Annotated in this window: 21 protein-coding genes; 13 read left to right on the forward strand and 8 right to left on the reverse strand. The window is 65.0% G+C overall.

Annotated elements, in window-relative coordinates; genetic code table 11:
• The first annotated feature begins 8 nt into the window (after positions 1 to 8).
• From JNG39_RS04565 to JNG39_RS04575, 3 genes are all read left to right on the forward strand, one after another.
• Complete coding sequence (locus JNG39_RS04565) at positions 9 to 989, forward strand: LysR family transcriptional regulator (RefSeq protein WP_368309959.1); 981 nt, start codon at positions 9 to 11, stop codon at positions 987 to 989.
• 72 nt (positions 990 to 1061) lie between these two features.
• Entirely contained in the window at positions 1062 to 1838 is a 777-nt protein-coding gene (locus JNG39_RS04570; protein WP_368309960.1) for an SDR family oxidoreductase, read from the forward strand.
• Between the two features lie 13 nt (positions 1839 to 1851).
• Positions 1852 to 2340 carry an Ohr family peroxiredoxin gene (locus JNG39_RS04575; RefSeq protein WP_368309962.1) on the forward strand — a complete coding sequence of 163 codons (489 nt, stop codon included), beginning with the start codon at positions 1852 to 1854 and terminating at the stop codon, positions 2338 to 2340.
• On the opposite strand, the gene JNG39_RS04580 is transcribed toward JNG39_RS04575, so the two are convergent.
• The 3 genes from JNG39_RS04580 to JNG39_RS04590 all read right to left on the reverse strand — a co-directional run bounded on the left by JNG39_RS04580 (position 2341) and on the right by JNG39_RS04590 (position 4684).
• On the reverse strand, positions 2341 to 2898 hold the full coding sequence (locus JNG39_RS04580; protein ID WP_368309964.1) for a hypothetical protein: 558 nt from the start codon (positions 2896 to 2898) through the stop codon (positions 2341 to 2343). It abuts the gene before it with no gap.
• 9 nt (positions 2899 to 2907) lie between these two features.
• On the reverse strand, positions 2908 to 3984 hold the full coding sequence (locus JNG39_RS04585) for a hypothetical protein (RefSeq protein ID WP_368309965.1): 1077 nt from the start codon (positions 3982 to 3984) through the stop codon (positions 2908 to 2910).
• A 67-nt stretch (positions 3985 to 4051) separates the two neighbouring features.
• Positions 4052 to 4684: a hypothetical protein gene (locus JNG39_RS04590; RefSeq protein WP_368309967.1), complete on the reverse strand. Its 633-nt coding sequence runs from the start codon at positions 4682 to 4684 to the stop codon at positions 4052 to 4054.
• A gap of 262 nt (positions 4685 to 4946) precedes the next feature.
• On the opposite strand from JNG39_RS04590, the gene JNG39_RS04595 reads away from it, so the two are divergent.
• The 4 genes from JNG39_RS04595 (at position 4947) to JNG39_RS04610 (ending at position 10817) form a co-directional block, all read left to right on the forward strand.
• A complete protein-coding gene (locus JNG39_RS04595) occupies positions 4947 to 6590 on the forward strand; it encodes an OFA family MFS transporter (protein ID WP_368309969.1) in 1644 nt (547 codons plus the stop codon).
• A gap of 207 nt (positions 6591 to 6797) precedes the next feature.
• Complete coding sequence (locus JNG39_RS04600; protein WP_368309970.1) at positions 6798 to 7082, forward strand: hypothetical protein; 285 nt, start codon at positions 6798 to 6800, stop codon at positions 7080 to 7082.
• A gap of 34 nt (positions 7083 to 7116) precedes the next feature.
• Complete coding sequence (locus tag JNG39_RS04605) at positions 7117 to 8886, forward strand: GGDEF domain-containing protein (RefSeq protein WP_368309971.1); 1770 nt, start codon at positions 7117 to 7119, stop codon at positions 8884 to 8886.
• Between the two features lie 251 nt (positions 8887 to 9137).
• On the forward strand, positions 9138 to 10817 hold the full coding sequence (locus tag JNG39_RS04610) for a M4 family metallopeptidase (protein ID WP_368309972.1): 1680 nt from the start codon (positions 9138 to 9140) through the stop codon (positions 10815 to 10817).
• A gap of 69 nt (positions 10818 to 10886) precedes the next feature.
• Here the strand turns inward: JNG39_RS04610 and ykgO are convergent, their stop codons facing one another.
• The 4 genes from ykgO to JNG39_RS04630 all read right to left on the reverse strand — a co-directional run bounded on the left by ykgO (position 10887) and on the right by JNG39_RS04630 (position 13703).
• Positions 10887 to 11012: a type B 50S ribosomal protein L36 gene (gene ykgO / locus JNG39_RS04615; protein ID WP_029213509.1), complete on the reverse strand. Its 126-nt coding sequence runs from the start codon at positions 11010 to 11012 to the stop codon at positions 10887 to 10889.
• Between the two features lie 88 nt (positions 11013 to 11100).
• Positions 11101 to 12015 (reverse strand): LysR family transcriptional regulator, encoded by a 915-nt coding sequence (locus JNG39_RS04620; protein ID WP_368309974.1) that lies wholly within the window; start codon positions 12013 to 12015, stop codon positions 11101 to 11103.
• 321 nt (positions 12016 to 12336) lie between these two features.
• On the reverse strand, positions 12337 to 12972 hold the full coding sequence (locus JNG39_RS04625; protein ID WP_368309976.1) for a CoA transferase subunit B: 636 nt from the start codon (positions 12970 to 12972) through the stop codon (positions 12337 to 12339).
• 11 nt (positions 12973 to 12983) lie between these two features.
• The gene (locus JNG39_RS04630; protein ID WP_368309977.1) at positions 12984 to 13703 is read right to left on the reverse strand and encodes a CoA transferase subunit A; all 720 of its coding nucleotides are present in this window, start codon (positions 13701 to 13703) and stop codon (positions 12984 to 12986) included.
• Positions 13704 to 13843: 140 nt separating this feature from the next.
• On the opposite strand from JNG39_RS04630, the gene gndA reads away from it, so the two are divergent.
• Together gndA and gspD are read left to right on the forward strand one after the other, a co-directional pair.
• Positions 13844 to 15268, forward strand: coding sequence for an NADP-dependent phosphogluconate dehydrogenase (gene gndA, locus JNG39_RS04635; RefSeq protein ID WP_368309978.1), 1425 nt, complete (start codon positions 13844 to 13846; stop codon positions 15266 to 15268).
• 174 nt (positions 15269 to 15442) lie between these two features.
• On the forward strand, positions 15443 to 17800 hold the full coding sequence (gspD, locus tag JNG39_RS04640; protein WP_368309979.1) for a type II secretion system secretin GspD: 2358 nt from the start codon (positions 15443 to 15445) through the stop codon (positions 17798 to 17800).
• An 82-nt stretch (positions 17801 to 17882) separates the two neighbouring features.
• Here the strand turns inward: gspD and JNG39_RS04645 are convergent, their stop codons facing one another.
• The gene (locus tag JNG39_RS04645) at positions 17883 to 18239 is read right to left on the reverse strand and encodes a hypothetical protein (RefSeq protein WP_368309980.1); all 357 of its coding nucleotides are present in this window, start codon (positions 18237 to 18239) and stop codon (positions 17883 to 17885) included.
• Positions 18240 to 18422: 183 nt separating this feature from the next.
• Here JNG39_RS04645 and JNG39_RS04650 point away from each other — a divergent pair, with 183 nt between their 5' ends.
• From JNG39_RS04650 to JNG39_RS04665, 4 genes are all read left to right on the forward strand, one after another.
• Positions 18423 to 19106 carry an STN domain-containing protein gene (locus JNG39_RS04650; protein ID WP_368309982.1) on the forward strand — a complete coding sequence of 228 codons (684 nt, stop codon included), beginning with the start codon at positions 18423 to 18425 and terminating at the stop codon, positions 19104 to 19106.
• 5 nt (positions 19107 to 19111) lie between these two features.
• Positions 19112 to 19648, forward strand: a complete 537-nt coding sequence (locus JNG39_RS04655; protein WP_368309984.1) for an RNA polymerase sigma factor — start codon at positions 19112 to 19114, stop codon at positions 19646 to 19648.
• The gene (locus JNG39_RS04660) at positions 19645 to 20619 is read left to right on the forward strand and encodes a DUF4880 domain-containing protein (RefSeq protein ID WP_368309986.1); all 975 of its coding nucleotides are present in this window, start codon (positions 19645 to 19647) and stop codon (positions 20617 to 20619) included. The genes JNG39_RS04655 and JNG39_RS04660 overlap by 4 nt, the downstream gene beginning before the upstream one ends.
• A 139-nt stretch (positions 20620 to 20758) precedes the next feature.
• A complete protein-coding gene (locus tag JNG39_RS04665) occupies positions 20759 to 22369 on the forward strand; it encodes a ShlB/FhaC/HecB family hemolysin secretion/activation protein (RefSeq protein WP_368309987.1) in 1611 nt (536 codons plus the stop codon).
• The last annotated feature ends 10 nt before the right edge of the window (positions 22370 to 22379 follow it).

Genomic DNA, 22379 nt, shown 5'->3' on the forward strand with positions numbered 1-22379 from the left:
CTATCGACATGAACAACCCGGGCGACGCCCTTGCGTCCACTTTCTCGGCCAGCTACGCAGGCGTGGTGGCCTTCATCGCCGTGGTGGCGGAGGGCAGCTTCGCCCGGGCCGCCGACCGGTTGGGCATCGGGCGCTCGGCGGTGAGCCGGAGCGTGCAGAAGCTGGAGGGGCAGGTGGGCGCGCGCTTGTTCGCGCGCACCACGCGGAGCACCACCCTCACGCGCGAAGGCGAGTTGTTCTATGAGAACTGCCGACCGGGCGTCGACCGCATCGCGCAGGCCCTGGAAGACATGCGCGAACTGCGCGATGGGCCGCCACGCGGCCAACTGCGGGTGAGCGCCCCGGTAGGTTTCGGCCGCCACGTGGTGGCCCCGCTGCTGTATGGCTTTCGCGCGCTGTACCCGGAGATCGCGGTCGAGTTGTTGCTGGACGATCGTCCCGCCGATTTCACCGGCGATCGTGTCGATGTGGCCTTTCGCGACGGGCGCATGGAGGACAGCGACGTGGTCGCCCGCCGGATCGTGCCGATGCGCTTGTTCCTTTGCGCTTCGCCGGATTACCTCAGGCGCCACGGCACGCCGGTGTCGGTCGATGACCTTCCCCTGGGCGACTGCCTGAGTCTTCGTCTCCCCAACGGACGCGCGATGGAATGGGAATTCCGCGAGGATGGCAAGGCCAGGCGGCTTACGCCGGGCGCGATGCTGTCGTTCAACGACGCGGACCTCGTGTCGAGGGCCGCGCTCGGCGGTCAGGGATTTGCCCAATTGCCGGGTTACCAGGTGCGTGAATACCTGGATGACGGCCGCCTCGTGGCCTGCCTGCCGCAATACGCACCCGACGACCGGGGACACTATCTCTGTTACCTGAGCCGTCGCCAGATGCCTTCGCGCATCCGGGTGTTCATCGACCACATGATCGCGTCGATCCGTGCGCTCGACCTCGATGGCGGCCACGAAACGGAGATTGGTGCGCTGGCGGCAACAGCATGAGTACCGTCACGACGCTACCGGGGTGGTAAGCGGGCGCTTAGCCTCATCCGTACGTCATTCGAGGACCTGTTCATGAATATCCTGGTGATCGGCGGTACCGGCCTGATCGGCTCCAAGGTGGTGAGGCGGCTGCGCGACAAAGGCCATGGGGTCGCCGTGGGATCCCCTTCATCCGGGGTGAACACCGTGACCGGCGAGGGCCTCGATGCCGCGATGGACGGGGTGGACATCGTGGTCGATCTGGCGAATTCGCCTTCGTTCGCCGACGACGCGGTGCTGGACTTCTTCACACGGGCGTCGGCGAACATCGCCGCGGCGGAACGGCGTGCCGGTGTGAAACATCACCTGGCTTTGTCCGTGGTGAACTGCGACACGTTGACCGACAGCGGTTACATGCGAGGCAAGGCCGCGCAGGAAAAGGGCATTCGCGATGGCGGCATACCGTACACCATCGTGCGCTCCACGCAGTTTTTCGAGTTCCTCGATGGGATCGTGCGTAACGCGGGCGGCGGCGACACGATCACGATACCCACCGGTTGGATGCAGCCCATCGCATCCGACGACGTAGCCGACGCCGTGGTCCGCCATGCGTCAGGGGAGCCGCGCATGGGCGTGGTGGAGATCGGCGGTCCCGAGCGGTGGGCGATGGACGAATTGGTAAGACGTTTCCTGGGCGTCCTGGGCGATCGTCGGTCGGTCAAGGGGGATGCCATGGAACCGTACTTCGGTGCACGCCTGGAACCGGCGTCGTTATTGCCGGGAGACGACTTCGAACAGGCTCCCGTCGGCTTCGAGGCCTGGCTGGAACAACTCGACCGGTCCCGCTATGCGAGGCCCGCGTCGGCCTGACGGAACCGCTCCCTTGAGCTCGCACACACTTCCTCCGTCGTTCCTCGACCGCTACGACGGTACGTCGTTCTCCCCGTTGTACACGGCCACCGTCACCGTTACCGGAGGCGATGACCGGCACGGGCGCGTATCCGGAGAAGCACGGTCGTCGGACGGTGCGCTGGCCGTCTCCTTGCGGCTGCCATCGGAGATGGGCGGCCCCGGGGGCGGCACCAATCCGGAACAGCTCTTCGCGGCGGGGTTCGCCGCCTGCTTCCACGGTGCGTTGAGCCTGCTCGCCGTGCGCGAAGGAGTGCACATTCCCGATGCATCGGTCACGGCATCGATCCACTTCGGTCGCGATCCCGAGGATGGGCTGTTCACCCTGGCGGCCGAGGTGCGCATCGCCTTGCCCGGCATCGACAGGAACGTGGCAAAAACGTTGGTCAGGCACACCGAGCGCATCTGTCCCTACGCGAAGATGGCACGGCAAGGTATCGAGTGCGTGGTCCGGCTCGAGTGATCAACGCGGCTTGACGGGAAGGTAATCCCCATAGCGTTTATCCGAACGATCCACGCGGGCGCAGAGCCGGGTATCGCAGAGGCGAAGGTCGGCCTGGTTGTAGGCTCGCAGCAGATCGGCCTCGATCCGCTGCTGCGCGATGACCTGTGCGTAATGCCAACCTAGGTAGCTTCCGGTCGCGATGACGGGAAGGATGACGGCCAGTAAACCCACCACCAACCAGAGGGCCTTGTGCGTGAAACGGATCAGTTTGCGTTGGGTGCCGGCCATCGCGTCGGTGCTGGCCTGCATGATCCGTCGATGCTCATCCGCTCGCTTGGCGACATCCGCCAGGGGTTCGTTCAATCCGGCTCGTACGCATTGCGTGGCGTCCTCGGCTATGCCGCTCAGGGTCTGATTCGCCGCCTGGCGCAATACGTCGGGCAGGGCCCGCACTGTCCGCTCCTGCTGCTCCATGGCCTGCCGTTGCCGCTCATCCATCGACTGGCTCATGCGCGACAGTCGCTCCAACAGCATCGCCACCTGCGAGGCGAGCTTCTTGGTTCCTTCCTCGTACATCCTCGCTCCTTAGTGACGCATGACAGGCCCGCTGATCTGCTGGACCTGCGCCATCTGCTGCTGTTCGTTGAGCTGCTGGATCTGGGCTTCCAGCGCGTTCGCGCGGTCTTCCTGATCCACTTGCCGCGCCGTCTCCGCGTGGAATTCCTGTGCGAGCTGGGTTTGGCCGACCTGTCGAAGCGCTTTCATGAAGCCGTCGTCGTCGTGTTCGAGGGCCTTGCAGAGATGGTCGAAGATGTCGTCCGTACTGGCGGTCGAGGCGAGGGGTGCCATCGGAGGGCGCTCTTGTTGGCTCGGCTCCTGCACCGAAGCTGACCGATCGGGCGAAAGGCCTCGTAGCACATTGTCGAATGGGCGTTGATGCAGGTTGTGTATGTAGTTGTGCGTGAAAACCGCTCCCGGCCTGTTGTTATGGCCATCCCAAAAGTTCGATATACCGTGTGCCTTCGCAACCGACTTGAAATCACCCAAGAGCGCGAGTCCTCCTTTGTCATGCCGTCGGTAGTCTTCCTGATCCATATAGTCGATGGTGCGGCCGATCGAATCAGCGGCTTTCGATACGGGATCGTGATACATGCGATGGTTCGTCACACGTTCCTGAGCTGATGCCGGATCGACATTCATGTACGGGCCTTTTGCCATGGATAGCGAGCCGTAGGTATTGAATGTTTCGGCATGCACGCCGGCAGACTGGGGCATGGCGGCCTGCAATTGAGCAAGGGCCCCTCCCAGGGAGTGACCAGTGATACTGACGTCCTTGATTGGAATGTTGTGCTCTTTGGCATGATTCAACGCCCAAAGCATGGTATTTGCCGCTTCGGGCCACTGAGTGGGTTTGCCCATCATGCCCATTCCTAGGTCGGCCATGATGTCGTGAATGATGAGAGGATCCGTGCCTTTGTTTACGACGATTATCTGTCCCGTTGCTTTCTCACGTACCACTGCGCCGCGATAGTGAGTGACGGACGGAGGGGATGCGTAGATAACGGTATACTCTCTCGTATCGCTTTTCAGGGTCTCATTGACGGTAAGCGGCCTGTAAATCGTATGAGAAAGGAATGCGTATTGATCGGAAGGAAGTGGCATATCCGTCTCCTTGGATGATATCTTTTTCGATTGTCTGTTTGGAATGAATTGCGTAGATATCTATCTGCTATGGGTCTGTCGAGATTGCCGGAACTAAAGGAACTCCTTGGCGGCGGCGTACAGGCGCCGAGCTCTCTGCGACATGAATGGTGATCGGGACTCGGCTGTAATGGGGAAGATCTTTCAATTGCAACAAGCCATAGCATTGCTGTGAATAATCGTTTACTTGGTACTGGCAAACGGTGTGATACGTTCTGCCGGGAGTCAGGTCATTAGACCCCCAGTCAGGCACCGCTACCCTGTGGGTATAGGTGTCGATGATATGGAGATAAGGGAAATCTAGCTCCCAGTTACAAGCTTCTTTGTTGTATCGGTCAAGGTATATGTCGAATTTGGGCTGTTGTGAATATTGGCCTACATTAGGTATGTCGAAAGTTCCCTCGGGAATCACATATATGCCACCGACGGCTCTGAAATAATCCATATAGCCGCACCCCGGTTCCATCGTCCGATAGTGCGCTTTCATCACGACGCTGTAGCGCTTCGCGTCTTCCGGGTTGTCGAACGTCACCGTGACGTGCAGCGCCTCCTTGGGATGCGGATTGAGAGGCGGTGGGCTGAGATCTTTTTTGTTGCAAGCGAGCAGCGAAAGAGTCACGAGCGACACGAGCAGCATCCCTGTTCGAAGCTTCACGAGCATCCCAAGTTCCGTGGTGGGCCCAGTTGACGGGTGTTTGATATGGCATTCCAAAGTTGCCATGAAACTATCGTATAGGTTGGCAAACAGGTCAACCGTCATCGCACGTCAGGCATGCCTTTCGTCGGCACGACACACGGATGGCTCGGGACACAACCCGGTGGCGAAGCCGAGGCACCCACCCGTTATACGAAGGTAGGGTGGCACCACCCCCAAACTCGCCTAAGATGCGACGCGGGGATAACCGACAACGATGGGGTGAAGGATGGCTACTGCTGAGGTGACCGGCCGGGGTGCCGGATGGCTGGCTCGCGAGCGGACGATCGCGGGGCCGTCCTTCAACCGCTGGCTGGTGCCGACCGCGGCCCTGGCCATCCATCTGTGCATCGGCATGGCCTACGGGTTTTCCGTGTTCTGGCTGCCGATGACCAAGCTGGTGCCGGGGGCCGACGCCGCCCTGTGCGCGAACCAGGGCTTCCTCGACCAGCTCACCACCACGACCTGCAACTGGACGGTGCCGTCGGTCAACCACGTCTTCGAGACCTTCATCGCCATGCTCGGCCTCGCCGCCGCGATCTGGGGCGGGTGGCTGGAACACGCCGGCCCGCGCAAGGCCGGTTTCATCGCCGCCTGCTGCTGGGGTGGCGGCCTCATCCTGGGCGGCATCGGCGTCGCCATCCACCAGCTGTGGCTGGTGTACCTCGGCTGCGGATTGCTGGGCGGCGTGGGGCAGGGGTTGGGCTACATTACGCCGGTATCGACGCTCATCAAGTGGTTCCCCGACCGTCGCGGCCTCGCCACCGGCTTCGCGATCATGGGGTACGGCGGCGGCGCGATGATTGGCGCCCCCATCGCCGTGAAGCTCATGGATACCTTCACCAAGGGCGATGTCCCCGGTGTCGCCACGACCCTGATGGTGATGGGGGCGCTGTATTTCGTGGTGATGTCGCTGGGTGCCTTCGGTTTTCGCGTGCCTCCAGTGGGCTGGAAGCCGCTGGGCTGGCAGCCCGGCAACGTGTCGGCCAAACATGCGCCGCTCATCACCCATGGGCACGTGCACCTGAACCGCGCGTGGAAAACGCCGCAGTTCTGGCTCATCTGGGGCGTGCTCTGCATGAACGTCACGGCCGGCATCGGCGTGATCTCGATGGCCAGCCCGATGTTGCAGGACGTGTTCGGCGGCGGTCTGCTGGGCGTCGCCCCCGGCACCGAGCTGAGCGCCGCGCAAAAGGCCGCCATCGCGGCGTCCGCGGCGGGCCTGGTGGGCCTCATCAGCTTGTTCAATAGCGTGGGACGCCTGTTCTGGGCGTCCACCTCGGACTTCCTCGGCCGCAAATTCACCTACTGCATCTTCTTCATTCTCGGCATCGTGCTGTACTGCCTGCTTCCCTCGATGGGGCATCAGGCCATGGCCGGTCTGTTCGTCATCACCGTGTGCGTGATCATCTCGATGTACGGCGGCGGTTTCGCGACCGTGCCGGCTTACCTGGCCGATATCTTCGGCACGCAGATGGTCGGCGCGATCCACGGACGGCTGCTCACGGCCTGGTCGGTGGCGGGCGTGGTGGGTCCCGTGCTCATCGCCGGCATCCGCGAAGCGCAACTGGCGGCGGGCGTCGCGAAGAACCTCGTCTACGACCGGACCCTCTACATCCTCGCCGGACTGCTGCTCGTCGGACTGATCTGCAACCTCCTCGTGAGGCCGGTGGATCCGAAGCACCACATGAGCGACGAACAGCTTCGCCATGAACGCTCGCTGCAGCACGAGACGCAGGCTTCCGAGGCGAGCCTGGCCTCCGCGGCGCGGGGCTCGTTCGGTATCGTCGGCGTGCTCGCATGGCTCGCGGTCGGCATCCCGTTCCTGATCGGCGTGTGGATCGCCCTGCAAAAAGCGGCGGCCCTGCTCTGACCATCCGGTCTATGACCTCTTATCGATGCCCGTTTCCTGGGAGGCCTTTCCCAGGCCTCTGACGGGCTTCACGTTCCTTTGGCCGATGGCGCCCGGCCTACTACTCGGCCGGGCGCTCCAGGCGATATCATCCATGGCAAGGCGCCCTCGAGGGGAGGTGCGCCGTCTGAGCCGGGGTCGGGGGGCCTGGAGCTCAAGGGGTGAGGGATGGGGAACGTCATCGATTTTCTGGAACGCGCGGGGCGTGATGCGTCGCTGCGCCATGGCGACGGCTTTGGCGATGCGCTTCGCGACTACGAGCTCGACGATCCGCAACGCGCCGCGCTCGCCGGGCGCGATGCGGACGCTTTGCGCGCGTCGCTGAAGCAGGGCGTCTACCTGTCCACGCAGATGGGTGAGCCGTTCGGTCCCGACCACGAGCGTGCGCCCGAGCTGCCGCCCGACGACGACGGCGACGCCGAGCCGGACGATCCGCCGGAATCGGACGCGTGAAGCCGTGAGGCGGGCTCCGGCATATCGCCGCCTCATGGGCGCCGTCGCCGTTGCCGTCGCGATGGCGGGCTTCACCTTGCCGGTGTCCGCGGAAGACGAACCGACGTCCGCAGCGTCGGCGCTGCTTGCCGAAGCGGACAAGGCCAAGGGCGCGGACGACGGCCGCTTCGAGCGCCTGCTGCAGGATGCGGGCGACATGAAGCTCTCGCCCCACGACCGTGCGTTGTACGACTTCCTGCGTGGTTGGCAGGCGACGTGGGTGGGCGATTACGAATCGGGCAAGCGCCTGCTCGAAGGCGTGGCCGACGGATCGTCGGACGTCGTGTTGCGCTTTCGCGCCACGGCGACGCTGATCAACCTCCTCGGGGTGGGGCACCGCTACGAGGAAGCCTACCTCAGGCTGGCCCGACTCCAGGAGATGATGCCGTCGATCCGCGACAAGCGGGCCCGTTTCATGGGCCTGGGCGAGGCATCGCAACTGCTGAGTTCGGCGGGGCAGTTCGACCAGGCCGAGAGCTACGCGCGCGAGATGATCGTCGATCCTCCTCCGGGAGAAACGATCTGCAAGGGTGTGCAGCACCTGCTTCGTGCGCGCCGCGAAGGCGGCCGCCTGGATACGCTGGATCCGTTGTACGACGAGGCCATCGCCGCCTGCACGCGTCCAGGCGATGCGGTGTTCGCGCAGACCATGCGCGCCGACATCGCCGCGTTCTACCTCGCGCACGACCGCCCCTCGGAAGCGGTGAAGATACTCACGATCCATCGCGACGAATTGCGGGGGTTGAACTATCCGGTGCTGATGGCCGAGTTCGATGCGCTGCTCGGCCAGGCCTACCTGCGCCTGGGCGACATGGCGAACGCACGACGTTCGGCGTTGTCCGCCATCGCGGTAGCCATTCGCGACGAATTCACCGATTCGCGGCGCTCGGCCTACGAAGTGCTTTACAAGGTGGAACAGCGACTGGGCAACCTCGATGCCGCGCTCGGTTATCACGAGCGATTCATGGCGGCGGACAAGGCTTACCTCAACGACATCAGCGCGCGCAGCCTCGCGTTCCAGATGGTCGACCAGCAATTGCAGGCACGCAAGAACGAAGTCGAGGCGCTGAACAAGCAGAACGAGATCCTGCGCCTCACCGGCACCCTTGCGCGCAAGGAAGTGGAAACCGGCAGGCTCTACATCTTCGTGTTGTTGATATGCCTGGCCGTCATCGCCTGGATCGTGCTTTGGCTGCGCCGATCGCAATTGCGTTTCATGAAGCTCGCGCGACGCGACGGGCTCACCGGCATATGCAACCGGGAGCATTTCGTCGACCAGTCCGACCGCGTGCTGGCCTATGGCGCCCGATCGGACCGCGGCGCCTGCCTCATCCTCTTCGACCTGGATCACTTCAAGTCCGTCAACGACACCTACGGACACGCGGTGGGCGACGAGACGCTCAAGCGTGCCGTGGACGTCTGTCGTCGCGCGCTGCACGCCTGCGACGTTTTCGGTCGGCTGGGCGGCGAAGAATTCGCGGTGCTCCTGCCGGACTGCAACCCGGCGCAGGCGAGGTCGCGTGCGGAACAGCTGCGCCTGTCGATCGCCGCCACCTCGGCCACGCAATCCATGCCGCATTTGCACGTCACCGCCAGCTTCGGCGTGGCGTCGACGATGCAATGCGGATTCGAACTGCACCGCCTGCTCGTGGTAGCGGATGCCGCGCTCTATCGCGCGAAGCGCGCCGGGCGCAACTGCGTGACCCTCGGCGACACGGCCGACATTCCCGATTCGCCTTATCTCGCCAGCGAAGCCAGAGGCTAGGATCTTTCTAGCGAAACGCGCGAAACCATGCTTTCGCTTCGCGTGCCGACGGATGCGATCCACCGCACGTTTTCCCTCGATACCCGACGACATCATGAGGAATGATGCTGCTCATCCAATGGGGCCGGGCGGCATCGGCTCGCGGATCAACTTGGATTCGATCGACTAACGGATGGGGAGGGAGTCGCATGAAAGGCATGGGTGGATATCGTCGTCTCGCGGCCGCGGTCGCGTGTGTCCTGGGATGTTCGATGGCGCAAGCGTCGGAGCAGGCCATATCGGCACGCTTTCTCAGTCAGAACCGTGTGCCGATGTACGCGGCCGACGGGGATACGTTCGTTGCCACCGATACCATCGGCGATGCCGACGGCACGCAGCACGTGCGCATGAAGCGTCTGTACAAAGGGATGGAAGTGATCGGCGGCGATGTCGTCGTGCACAGCCGCCAGGGCGTGGCCGTGGGCGATCCGAGCCTCACCTTGCGCAGCACGTTTCGACCGTCGATCACGCCGTCGGTGTCCGCCGGACAGGTGACGGCCGCCGTCACCTCGGATTTCCTGAAGATCACCGATTTCACCGCGCGCCCGGGCAGGGTGGATTCGGTGGGCGTGCCGCACCTGGTGATCTATGCCCGCGGCGGGCGGCCGATGCTGGCGTATGAATCCCTCGTGGTCGGGCAACCCAACGGCGACGGCGCCTCGGTCATGCGTTACTTCACCGACGCGCGGACGGGAGAGGTATTGACCCGTTGGAACCTCATCCAGTCGCTTGCCGCCGAAGGCACGGGGAAATCGATCCTCTTCGGCGACGTGCCGCTGAACACCACGGCCGTGGACGGCTCGAACGGTGCCACCTACCAGCTCATCGATTCGGTGCGCGGCAACGGCAGCGTACTGGATGGCACGGGTCTGGACGTGATCCTGCTCGCCTTCATCCCGCACGCTTTCGATAGCGCCACCGTCTTCACCAGCCCGGACAACATCTGGGGCGACGGCACGGCCGCCAACCGTGAGAGCGCCGCGGCGGACATCGCCCATGGCGTATCGGCCGCATGGGACTACTACCACGACGTGCATCATCGCGAAGGCATCCTCGGCGACGGTACTGGCGTGAAGAGCTATGCCCACGTCAGCTTCATCGGCTCATCCCTCAATGCCGTATGGGCCGACCTGAACGATCCGGCCCTTCCCGAGGGCAACGATATCCGGGGCATGCTCTACGGCGACGGCGGACAGAACGGCGATACCACGTTCAATCCGTTCGTCGCCATGGATGTCGCCGGGCACGAGATGACCCACGGCGTGACCGGTGCGACGGCGAAGCTGGCACCCGAACAGACGGGCGAGCCTGGCGCGCTCAACGAGTCCACCTCCGACATCTTCGGAACGATGGTGGAGTTCCATGCCAACGATCCGCACGAGCCGCCGAACTACCTGATCGGCGAGAAGCTGTTCGCGTCCAATCCCGACGGCACCCTGGCGTTGCGGTACATGTTCAAGCCGAGCCTCGGCGTCGACACGGTCAATGGCGAACCGGTGGCCTCGGCCGATTGCTGGGATGCCACGGTCGGGCAGCTCAATGCCCATTACGCCTCCGGCGTGGGCAATCACTTCTTCTACCTGCTGGCGGAGGGGGACGTCGTGCCCGAAGGGTTCGGCATCGGCACGACGTGGAACCTGGGGCCGGACGACCTGGTCTGCAACGCCAGGCCGGGCCCGGGGCAGCGCCTGAACCACGGGGCGCGTCCGAGCCTGCATGGCGTAGGCCGCGACGTGGCCCAGAAGATCTGGTATCGCGCGCTCACGGTCTACATGACGTCCGACACCGATTATGCCGATGCGAGAATCGCGACGCTGAATGCCACGAGGGATCTCTATCCGGGTCTGGTCAAGGTGGTCGACGCGGCCTGGGCCGCGGTGAACGTGCACTGACGCCCTCTGGGCGGAGGCAATAAAAAAGGCCGCGTCAGCGGCCTTTTTCGTTACCCGTCGCGGCTTGGATCAGCGCTGACGAGCCTTGAAACGCGGGTTGCTCTTGCAGATCACGAACACCTTGCCGCGACGGCGCACGACTTTGCAGTCACGGTGACGCGACTTCGCGGACTTCAAAGAGGAAAGCACCTTCACGGCCAGCTCCTGAGATATTGCAGACGAGGAAAAACGGAATTGTAGCGATCTGGCGGGGTGCACGCAAGCCCCGGTAATGATTCGGCTTTCATGCCAGGCCCAGGCTTTGCCGGGCCTCGCGCACCGTACGCAGGAAACTCTCGAGCACCGGTGAGGTATTGTCCACGCGGCTGGCCACGGCCAGGAGCAGGTGCGCCTCGGGATCGTCCAGCGGAACGAAGGTGACGCCCTTCAGGTGCACGGCCCGCAGGGAGGCCGGTACCAGCGCGATGCCCAGGCCGGCGGCCACCAGTGGCAGCAGGGACGGGATCTGCTGGGCTTCCTGCCGCACGTTCGGACGAAAGCGGGCTTTGTCCGCCAGCAAGGTGAGGCGGTCGATCAGCGTGGCGGCCTCGCTGCGCGGCGGGGCCACGAAGCGCTCCTTCGCCAGTTCTTCCATGCGCACGGCCTCGCGTCCGGCCAGCCGGTGTCGGGCAGGCAGGGCGAGCACGAGCGGTTCGTGGTCGATGACCTCGACGTTGAGCTGCCGGGCGTTGGCGACGCCTTCAGGCTGGGCGCGCAGGAGGCCCAGGTCGATCTGTCCGCTGAGGATGGCGTCGTATTGGGCCTTGGTGGGCATCTCACCCAGGTGCAGGCTGACGCCTACCGCCGCATGGCTGAAGCGGAGCAGGGTTTCGGGCAGGGCGGGGTGGAACGATACCGAGGCGGCATAGGCCAGTTTCAGCTGGCCGGTGAAACCGGCGGCCGCTTCGGCCACCACCGTGCGGGCGCTTTCCGCGCGGGCCAGGATGGCCTTCGCTTCGATCAGGAAGATGCGACCCGGTTCGGTCAGGGCTACGCGGCGGCGATTGCGATCGAGCAGGCGCACGCCCAGGTCGCCCTCCAGCGCGAGGATCTGCTGGGATAGCGGCGGCTGGGAGATGTGCAGGCGCTGGGCGGCCTGGGTGAAGCTCAGGGTTTCGGCCACCTCGACGAAGTAGCGCAGTTGGCGCAGATCGAACATAGTCGAATTTTATATAAGTGGTCGCTGAAAGATATATTGGCGAACATTTCCTAGGAAATCTATGATTCACCTCGACCTACCACCAACCCCTCCCCCTGGGTCGGTAGGTCCCTCGCCCCGCGGCGACGCTATCATCCGGTGTCTTGGCCTACCTCCCCCCCGAGGCCCACACCGAGGCGTCTTCCCGCGGGGCGACTTCTTTTCCGGGCCCCGGTCGCGAATCGCTACGAAGCTCGCTCGGTAGGAGCCGATTCATCGGCGATCCTAACCGTGTCGCGGCCTTGGATCGCCGATGAATCGGCTCCTACCGAGCGGGTCTTATCAGACCTTCGAAACGAAATCGCATTCCGTGCCGGCGCGGACCTGGTCCACGGTCACCTCGGGGGCCAGCTCGATCAGTTCCAATCCCTTGGGGGTCACGTCGAACACCGCCAGGTCGGTGATGATGCGGTCGACCACGCCCTTGCCGGTCAGCGGCAGGTTGCACTGGTTCAGGATCTTGGGCGAGCCGTCCTTCGCCGTGTGCTCCATCAGCACCACGACACGTTTGACGCCGGCCACCAGGTCCATGGCACCGCCCATGCCCTTGACCATCTTGCCGGGCACCATCCAGTTGGCGATGTCGCCTTCGTGGGTGACCTGCATGGCGCCGAGGATGGAAATGTCGACGTGGCCACCGCGGATCATCGCGAAGGAGTCGGCGCTGGAGAAGTACGAAGCGCCCTGGCGGGCGGTGATCGTCTGCTTGCCGGCGTTGATCAGGTCGGCGTCGACTTCGTCTTCGGTGGGGAAGGGGCCGATGCCGAGCAGGCCGTTTTCGGATTGCAGCCAGACGTCGACGCCCTCGGGCAGGTGGTTGGCCACCAGCGTGGGCAGGCCGATGCCGAGGTTCACGTAATCGCCGTCGGAGAGTTCCTTGGCGGCGCGCTGCGCCATCTGTTCACGGGTCCAGGCCATGGAGGTCTCCTTCAGGCGCGCACGGTGCGCTGTTCGATGCGCTTGGACGGCGCGGGGTTGTGCACGATACGGTCGACGTAGATGCCCGGGGTATGGATCTGATCGGGATCCAGTTCGCCCACCTCGACCATGATCTCGACTTCGGCCACGCAGACCTTGCCCGCCGTGGCGGCCATGGGATTGAAGTTGCGCGCGGTCTTGCGATAGACGAGGTTGCCGGAGGGGTCGGCCTTCCAGGCCTTCACCAGGGCCACGTCGGCCACGATGGAGCGCTCCATCACGTACATGTTGCCGTCGAATTCGCGGGTTTCCTTGCCTTCGGCCACCTGCGTGCCGTACCCGGTACGGGTGAAGAACGCCGGGATGCCGGCGCCGCCGGCGCGCAGCTTCTCGGCGAGCGTGCCCTGCGGGGTGAACTCCACCTCGAGCTCGCCGGCCAGGAACTGGCGCTCGAATTCCTTGTTTTCGCCGACGTACGACGACACCATCTTGCGGATCTGGCGGGTCGCCAGCAGCATGCCGAGGCCCACGCCGTCGATGCCGGCGTTGTTCGAAACGGCGGTGAGGTTTTTCACCCCGGAGTCGCGAAGGGCTTCGATCAGCAGCTCGGGGATGCCACAGAGGCCGAAACCACCCACCGCGATCGTCTGCCCATCGGCCACGAGGTCGGCAAGGGCCTCCCGGGCGGTGGCGACACGCTTGTCGCGCTTGTGCGACTTCACCTGGTTCATGCGTTCTTCCAGTCCCATCCGGACGGTCGGTCCGCCGGTTCGCCCCCCATCATAGCCGACCGCCGCCGTCACGTTTCGTGGCTGTGGGATGGTGCAGATTGAATGACGGGCGGTATTCACCTGACACCGGAGACCAACTCGTGAGCAAGCAGAAGATCGGCGTGATCGGCATGGCCGTCATGGGCCGCAACCTCGCCTGGAACATCGAAAGCCGTGGCCACTCGGTATCCATCTTCAACCGCACGAAAGAGCGGACCGACGAAGTGATGGGCCAGAGCAAGGGGCGCAAGCTGGTGCCCACCGACACCCTCGAGGAGTTCGTCGAATCGCTGGAAAAGCCGCGCCGCATCCTGTTGATGGTGCAGGCGGGCAAGGGCACCGACGCGGTGATCGAGCAGCTGGTGCCGCTGCTGGACAAGGGCGACATCCTGATCGACGGCGGCAACACCTATTACAAGGACACCATCCGTCGAGCCGAGGAGTTGGCCAAGCACGGCCTGCATTTCATCGGCACCGGCGTGTCCGGCGGCGAGGAAGGGGCGCTCAAGGGCCCGTCGATCATGCCCGGCGGCCCGCGCGAGGCCTACGACCTGGTGTCGCCGATCCTTATCGAGATTGCTGCGCGCGCACCTGACGACAACGAGCCTTGCGTGACCTATATCGGCCCCGACGGCGCGGGCCACTACGTGAAAATGGTGCACAACGGCATCGAATACGGCGACATGCAGCTGATCGCCGAGAGCTACGCGGTGCTCAAGCACGTGCTGGGCCTGTCCAACGACGAGCTGGCGGCCACGTATCGTGAATGGAACGAGGGCGAGCTGGACAGCTTCCTCATCGAGATCACGGCGAAGATCCTCGAGCACAAGGACAAGGACACCGGCGAGGCCATGGTCGACGTGATCCTCGATCGCGCCGCCCAGAAAGGCACCGGCAAATGGACCAGCCAGAGCGCCCTCGACCTCGGCGTACCGCTCACGCTGATCACCGAAGCGGTGTTCGCGCGCGCGTTGTCTTCGATGAAGGACGAGCGCGTGGAGGCCAGCAAGCAGCTGGCCGGGCCGGCCGCCACCGCCTTCGACGGCGACCGCAAGGCGTTCGCGGAGGCCGTGCGCAAGGCGCTCTACATGAGCAAGATCATTTCCTATGCGCAAGGTTTTGCGCAATTGCAGGCGGCTTCCGCGGAGAACCACTGGGACCTTCGCTATGGCGATATCGCTAAGATTTTTCGTGCGGGCTGCATCATCCGGGCGCGTTTCCTTCAAAAGATCACGGATGCCTACCAGCACGACGGCCAGCTGAAGAATCTCCTGCTCGCGCCCCACTTCCGCGACATCGCCAGGGACTACCAGGGCGCCCTGCGTGAGGTGGTGGCCCAGGCCGTGCGTCAGGGCGTGCCGGTGCCGGGGTTTTCGGCCGCCATCGCCTACTACGACAGCTATCGTTCGGAGGTCCTGCCCGCCAATCTCATCCAGGCGCAACGCGACTTCTTCGGCGCCCATACCTTCGAACGGCGGGACCGGGAGGGGCACTTCCACGAGGCCTGGAGCGAAGGGGAAAGCTGACACCCCTGTCGGCGGGGGCTTCGTGCCGCCCGCCGTCTCCCTCAGGCGGACCTGCGTCGCGACTCCAGCAGCATGGTGCTAGCGCCGGTAGCGAACCTCCCTATAGAGTTGGGGGATTCGGCGCTTCGCCGGGAGGAGCGGCGTGAGCCGCATAACGAGGGAGTACGTCGTTTCATGTTCAGAAGTACGCTGATCGCCACGGCGCTCGCGGTTGCGCTTGCCGGATGCTCGACCCTGCCGCAGCCCAACGATGATGGCGCATTGCAGCGGGAAGCGCTGGCCGGCACCGAAAAGCCGGCCCCGCGTCCGAAGATCGTCAGCCCCACGGGCCTGCCGCCCGCGGCCGTCGTCGCGCCGCCGCAGGTCACCTCCGGCACCGGCGAGTTCGTCAAGCCGGTGGGCCTGGCCGAACCCAAGCCCGTCGCCGAAGGCGCGGGCACGGTCACGTTCAATTTCGAAAACCAGCCGGTCGAGTCGGTGGTCAAGGCCATCCTGGGCGACCTGCTGCACGAGAACTACTCCATCGTGCCGGGCGTGCAGGGCAACGTGTCGTTCTCCACCTCGCAGCCGGTCACGGCCGAACAGGCCCTGCCGATCCTCGAAACGCTGCTGTCGTGGACCAACAACGCCCTGGTGCGCACCAACGGCCGCTACGTGGTGATGCCGTCCAAGGAGGCCGTGCCGGGCAACGTGGTGCCGAGCATCGGCGCGAACGCGCCGGCCGGTGGCCTGCAGGCGCGGTTGTATCCGCTGCATTACATCTCGGCCACCGAGATGCAGAAGCTGATCAAGCCGTTCGCGCGGCCGGACGCCACGTTGCTGGCCGATCCCACGCGCAACGTGCTGGTGATGGCGGGCACGTCCACGGAGCTGGACAACTACGACCGCACGGTGAAGACGTTCGACGTCGACTGGCTCAAGGGCATGTCGGTGGGCGTGTTCAGCCTCCAGCGCGCGGAAGTGAAAGACCTCACGCCGATGCTCGACAAGCTGTTCGGCGACAAGGGCAATACGCCCATGGCTGGGCTGCTGCGCTTCATTCCCATCGAGCGCACGAACTCGCTGGTGGTGATCAGCCCACAGGCGGATTACCTCGACGAAGTGCGCAGCTGGATCGATCGCATCGACCGGGGCGGCGGCAACGAGCCGCAGCTCTACGTCTACGACGTGCGCAACGTGCAGGCGGCGGACCTGGCCGATTACCTTTCGGACATCTACGGCGGTGGTTCGGGCGGCGGCCGTTCGGGCGACAGCGGCGGCCGGGTTGGTCCCGGTCTCACCTCGGGGACGCTCGGCGGTGATAGCGACCTGGGCAACCGCGGCGGTTCGGGGTTGGGCAGCACCACGGGCGGCTTCGGCAACAGCTCGTCCTCGAATTCGGGCATCCTGGGCAGCACGAGCAACACCAACGGACTCGGCAGCGGCATGTCGAGCGGCGGCCTCGGCGGCGGCTCGTACAGCAGCAGCGGTGGCGGTTTCGCCGGCAGCGGCTTCAGCGACCTGGACTCCCCACGCCGCCAGCGCAGCGGCCCCATCACCACCGAAGACGGCGTGCGCATCACGTCGGTCGACAACAACAACCAGCTGATGGTGCGTTGCCGTCCGTCGCAGTGGTCGGAGATCGAGCAGGCCATCAAGCGCCTGGACGCCGTGCCGCTGCAGGTGCAGATCGAGACGCGCATCCTCGAGGTCTCGCTTACCGGCGACCTCCAGTTCGGCGTGCAGTGGTACCTCGAAGGCCTGGTCGGCGGCACCAACGGCTCGGTCGGCCAGCCGGGCAACAAGCAGCAGTGGGCGCTGGGCAACGCGGGCAACGTCTATAACCCGGCCAACGATTCCTTCTTCTATTCCTTCGTGAACAACAACCTCTCGGTCGCGCTGCACGCGATGGAGACCAACGGAAACACCAAGGTGCTGTCGGCGCCGTCGCTGGTGGTGATGAACAACCAGAAGGCGCACATCCAGGTCGGTCAGCAGCTGCCGATCACGCAGACCTTCGTCAACACCAATTCGAACACCGACAACACGTTCGGCGAGGTGGAATACAAGGACACCGGCGTGATCCTCAACGTACGCCCGCGCGTAAACCCGGGCGGCCTGGTCTACATGAACGTGAGCCAGGTGGTGAGCTCGCCGGGCAACAGGGATGCCTCGGGCAACTTCCCGATCAACCAGCGCGAGGTCGCCACGCAGGTGGCGGTGCAGAGCGGGCAGACGGTGTTGCTGGGCGGCATGATCCAGCAGAACGACGCCGTCAACGACACGGGCATTCCCGGGCTGAACCGGATTCCGATCTTCGGTCGGCTGTTCGGCTCGACGGGCCGTAGCCGCAACCGCACGGAGCTGCTGGTGCTGATCACGCCCAAGGTGATCACCGACGGCAACGACGCCAAGCAGGTCACCGACGAATACCAGCGCAAGTTCGAGTCGCTGCGTCCTTACACGGGCACGGGTGCGGCCAAGCCGACGGCGGCCACCACGACCCGGCTGGGTAACGGTGACACCACGGTGACCATTCCGGCGCATCGCTGAAGACCGTCGCCCCGGCGCAGGCCGGGGCCCACGGCGGCCACGGTAGGTTGTCGCGAAAACCGTTGCGTCGCCGGTGCCACGTTTATCGTCCCGGCAAGAGCGACGGATAGGCCGGCTTCGGTCGATAAGGCTGTACGGATATGCCCAGGTTGGGCCCCATGCGGTTGCGCAGGCCGCTGGCGTTGTAGAGGCCGAGGGAGTTCGTCGGTCGCTTCGTTACGTCCGCTCCCGGGATGACGGGAGCCCCGGATGCCTGCGTGGCCACCATCGTATTGAGGCAGGCGTAGGAGAGGGCACCCGCGCTGCTGCCGTCGCCAGGCTCGACGCATCCGCGTTCCGCCGAGGCATGCACGCCCGGCAGTTCGATCACCTGCTGGGCTGCGGCGGGGCTACCCGAAAGGGTCAGCAGGACGCCCATGCACATTTGCCGATTAAGCATGCTGCCGCTCCCTGCGCGACCGAGGGGCGGATTATGGCGCACGCCAAGGGTCGGCGACGTGACACGTGACATGTCATGTGGCGGTCACGAACGTTGTCACGAAACGTGCGCCATTGCGTCATTTGGCGACCCTAGCCTTGCCTCAAGACGAGTCCCGTTACCGCTCCCGCGCGAGGTACGACCGTGGCACGCAGCGTCATCGCGTTCGTCGCGTGCGTCGTCCTGCTCGGCGCGGCCACCTGTCGTGCACAGGACGGGGCTTCGACGGCAACGCCACGGGGGGTGGAAGTAACGCATGCGCCAACGCGTTTCGACATCGATGCACAACCGCTTGCCGGTGCCTTGCGCGCCTTCAGCGAGGCGACCGGCATCGCCGTACTCTTCGATGACGCTCTCGTGGCGCCGCGCGAGACGCCTGGCCTCCACGACACGACCGAACCTCGCGACGCGCTACGTATCCTGCTTATCGGGACCGGCCTCGAGGCGCGGTTTTCCTCGATGAACGCCTTCACCGTCACGGCCGTCGATACGCCGGATGCCGCAGGGGGCGTGCCTTCGTCCGACGACGTTCGTCCCGAACTCGACGAACGCACGGCCACCGAGGTCCAGCGCGCCATCGAACGGGCACTCTGCGCGCATCGGGCAACGCGGCCGGGACGCTACCGTCTGGCCATGCAGCTATGGACGGACGGGCAGGGCGTGGTGTCCGACGTGTCACCGCTGGGGGTTTCCGATGATCCCAGTCGCGACGGCGACGTGGTCGCCGCGCTGCGTGGCAAGCGGCTTCCGGGGGTGACATCCCGTTTCAGTCCCGTGACCGTGCTGATCCGACCGACGTCCTCGACGCCTTGCGGAGACGAAGGATGACCTCCATGGATACGACCCTTCTCGGGGTGTTCGTCGACAACTACGAGGACTTCCGTCGGCGCTTGCGCCGCCGGCTCCGCTCGGACGACCTGGCCGACGACGTGATGCAGGAGACCTTCCTTCGCGTGGAAAAGCTCGATCGCTCCGAAGAGCGCGCCGAGCATCCCACGGGCTACCTGTTCCGCATGGCGCTGAACATGGCCGTGGACCACCATCGCTCGCAGGGGCGCCTGCTTACCGGGCAAGAGGTCGACGATCTGATCCATGGCATCGACGACACGCTCGATCCGCCGACCGTGCTCGCTTCGCGCCAGGACCTCGTCGCCCTCGCCGATGCGATGGATTCGCTCACCCGTCGCCAGCGTGACATTCTCATGGCGGCGCGCGTCGACGAGCAGCCGCAGGCCGCTATCGCCGATCGCTTCGGCATCTCCGTACGCATGGTCGGCAAGGAGCTGAAGAAGGCGCTGGACATCTGTGCCGAAAAAGTGGGACGTAAGTCCGTTCAACGGTTCGGTCCGGGCGCCGGTGAATCGTCATGACCGATATGGACACCACGACGACCCACGAGAGCGAGCGCCAGGCACGGGCATGGCTCGTGCACCTGACTTCCGGCACGGCTACGCGCGAGGATGGCGAGGCCTTCCGCCGCTGGTGCCTGGCCAGCCCACAGCATGCGCAGGCGTTCGCGCGCACACGGCAGCTGTGGGACGACATCGGGCCCGCCCTCGAACACCGGCGGAGCGTTCGTGAGCGCGGCGAGCGTGCGCCACCGCGCCACGAGGTACGCATGGGGCGCCGTACTTTTCTCGCCACGGCGGTCGCGGCGTCGGTCGCTGCCGTCGTTCTCGCGCGCCACGGCTTCCCGCTGGGCGATGCGTCCGGCGACCAGGGATTGCACACGGCGATCGGTGAGCAGAAGCACGTGGAAGTCAGCCGGGGCGTGGCCCTGGAGATGAATACGGATACCGACATCGGCCTGCGTTCGAGCGCGGGCGAGATCACCGGCATGCGCCTGCGCGAGGGCGAGGCGGTGGTGCGGATCGATGCGTCGCGCATCGATCCCTTCATGGTCGAGCTGGACGACGCGCGCGTGGTGTCCGCGCCGGGTGCATCGTTCGCCGTGCGCTGCGTGGACGGCCGTTCGACGGTCACCTGCCTCGATGGGCAGGCCGTACTCGTGCGTGGCGGGGAAAAGACGTTGGTAAAGCCTTCACAGCAGGTCGCATTCGACGAGGCCGGCATCGCCGCGCCCGTGGCGGTCAACGCCGGGACGGCGCTGGCGTGGCGTAGCCGCGTGCTCATCTACGACAACCTGCCCCTGTCCGACGTGGTCGCCGACATCAACCGGTATCGTCCGGGTCGCATCCTGATCACCGACCCCAGACTCGGCGAGCGGCGCGTGCATGCGCGTTTCACCCTCGACCAGATGGCCGACGTCGCCACCCTCATCAAGGACGCCTACGGCGCGCATCTCACGCGTCTTCCGGGCGGCTGGGTCCTGCTGAGCTAGTCCTCGTGCCGGCAAGGCCCGCCGGCACGATGAATTTTTCGTGACAACGGTTCAGTGCCACCCGGGCCCGCGCGTCTTGTGGGCAACGGTTCGACAGGGGAAGGTCTCAAGTGGCTACACGAGCAGTACGGGTGCACGCATGATGCGTGTCACGACCTCGCGGCGCGTGCGCGCTCTCGCGCTAGCCGTCGCATTCGCCCTCGGATCGGAGGTGTCGGCCCAGGACGCGCCGCCGTCGTTCGACGTGAACGAATACGTCGTCGACGGCAACACCACGCTGCAGGCGCTCGACATCGAAACGGCCGTCTACCCGTTCCTCGGGCCGGGCAAGTCGATGAGCGACGTGAGCGGCGCGCGGGATGCGCTGCAGAAGGCGTACCAGGCGAAGGGCTACCAGAGCGTGGTGGTCGACATTCCCCAGCAGCAGGTGAAGGGCGGGGTGATTCGCCTCCAGGTGACGGAAAACGTCGTGGGCCACGTGAAGGTCGAAGGCGCCACGTACCGTTCTCCCAAGGCCATCCGGGACGCGGTGCCCGCGCTCGCCGAAGGCCAGGTGCCCAACTTCGGGAAGGCCCAGCAGCAGCTTACCGAGGTGAACAGGCGGGGTGGCGCGCAGGTGATTCCGGTGCTCGCACCGGGCAGCCTGCCGCAGACGATGGACGTGACGCTGAAAGTCACCGATAGCTCGCCCTGGCATGCCAGCCTCGAAGCGAACAACGACCACAGCGTGAACACGCCGGAATTGCGCACGGTGGCCAGCGTGCGCAACGACAACCTCTTCCAGAAGGGGCAGGCCGCCTCGCTCACCTACATCGTCGCACCGCAGGATCGCGATGCGGCCGAAGTCTGGGCCGGGTCGTACCTGATCCCACTCGACGACGACTGGAGCGTGCTCGCTTCGGCGTATACGTCCAACAGCAACGCCAACGCGGTCGGCGGCACCACGGTGCTGGGCAAGGGCAACGCCTTCGGCTTCAGTTTCCTCCGCAACCTGCCGGCGCACGGCGAGTATTCGCAGTCGCTGTCGCTGGGGCTTACGCGCAAGCACTTCGACCAGAACATCAGCCTCGGCGGCCAGACCTCCAAGGCACCCATCACCTACATCCCGCTGTCGGTCACGTACACGGGCCAGTCGATCGGCGAGACCTCGGCGAGCACGGTGTCGGTGGCCGCCGTGGCCGGTTTCCGCGCGGGAGGAAGCACCTCGGCTGAATTCGACAATCAACGCTACAAGGCGCGGCAGAACTTTTTCTACGTGAAGTTCGACGGCGGGCACACGCATACCTTCGACGGCGGCTTCAGCCTGGCCGGTCGGCTCGGCCTTCAATTGTCCACGTCCTCGCTCGTGTCGAGCGAGCAGTACGCGGCCGGTGGCGACAGCACGGTGCGCGGTTACCTCGAAGCGGAAGAAACCGCCGACCACGGCGTGATCGGTTCGGTGGAATTCCGGTCGCCGTCGATCGCCTCGCGCATCGGCGGTTGGGTGAACGATTGGCGATTCCATGCCTTCGTCGACGCGGCGCACCTGGCGCTCATGAACGCGCTGCCCCAGCTGATCGATCCGAAGAATCCCGACGCGGGCAGCACGCGCGTCACCCGTTACGACCTTTCCAGCGTGGGTCTCGGCACGCGCTTCCAGATCTTCAACATCGCGACCGGCGCGTTCGAGGTGGCCTATCCGTTCAACGACGGCCAGGCCACCAAGGCGCACGACACCCGCATCCATTTTTCACTCAAGGCCGATTTCTGACCGGCAGGTC

Origin of the sequence: Luteibacter sp. CQ10 (assembly GCF_040900725.1) — a bacterium.
In the GTDB taxonomy this organism is placed as follows: Bacteria; Pseudomonadota; Gammaproteobacteria; order Xanthomonadales; family Rhodanobacteraceae; genus Luteibacter.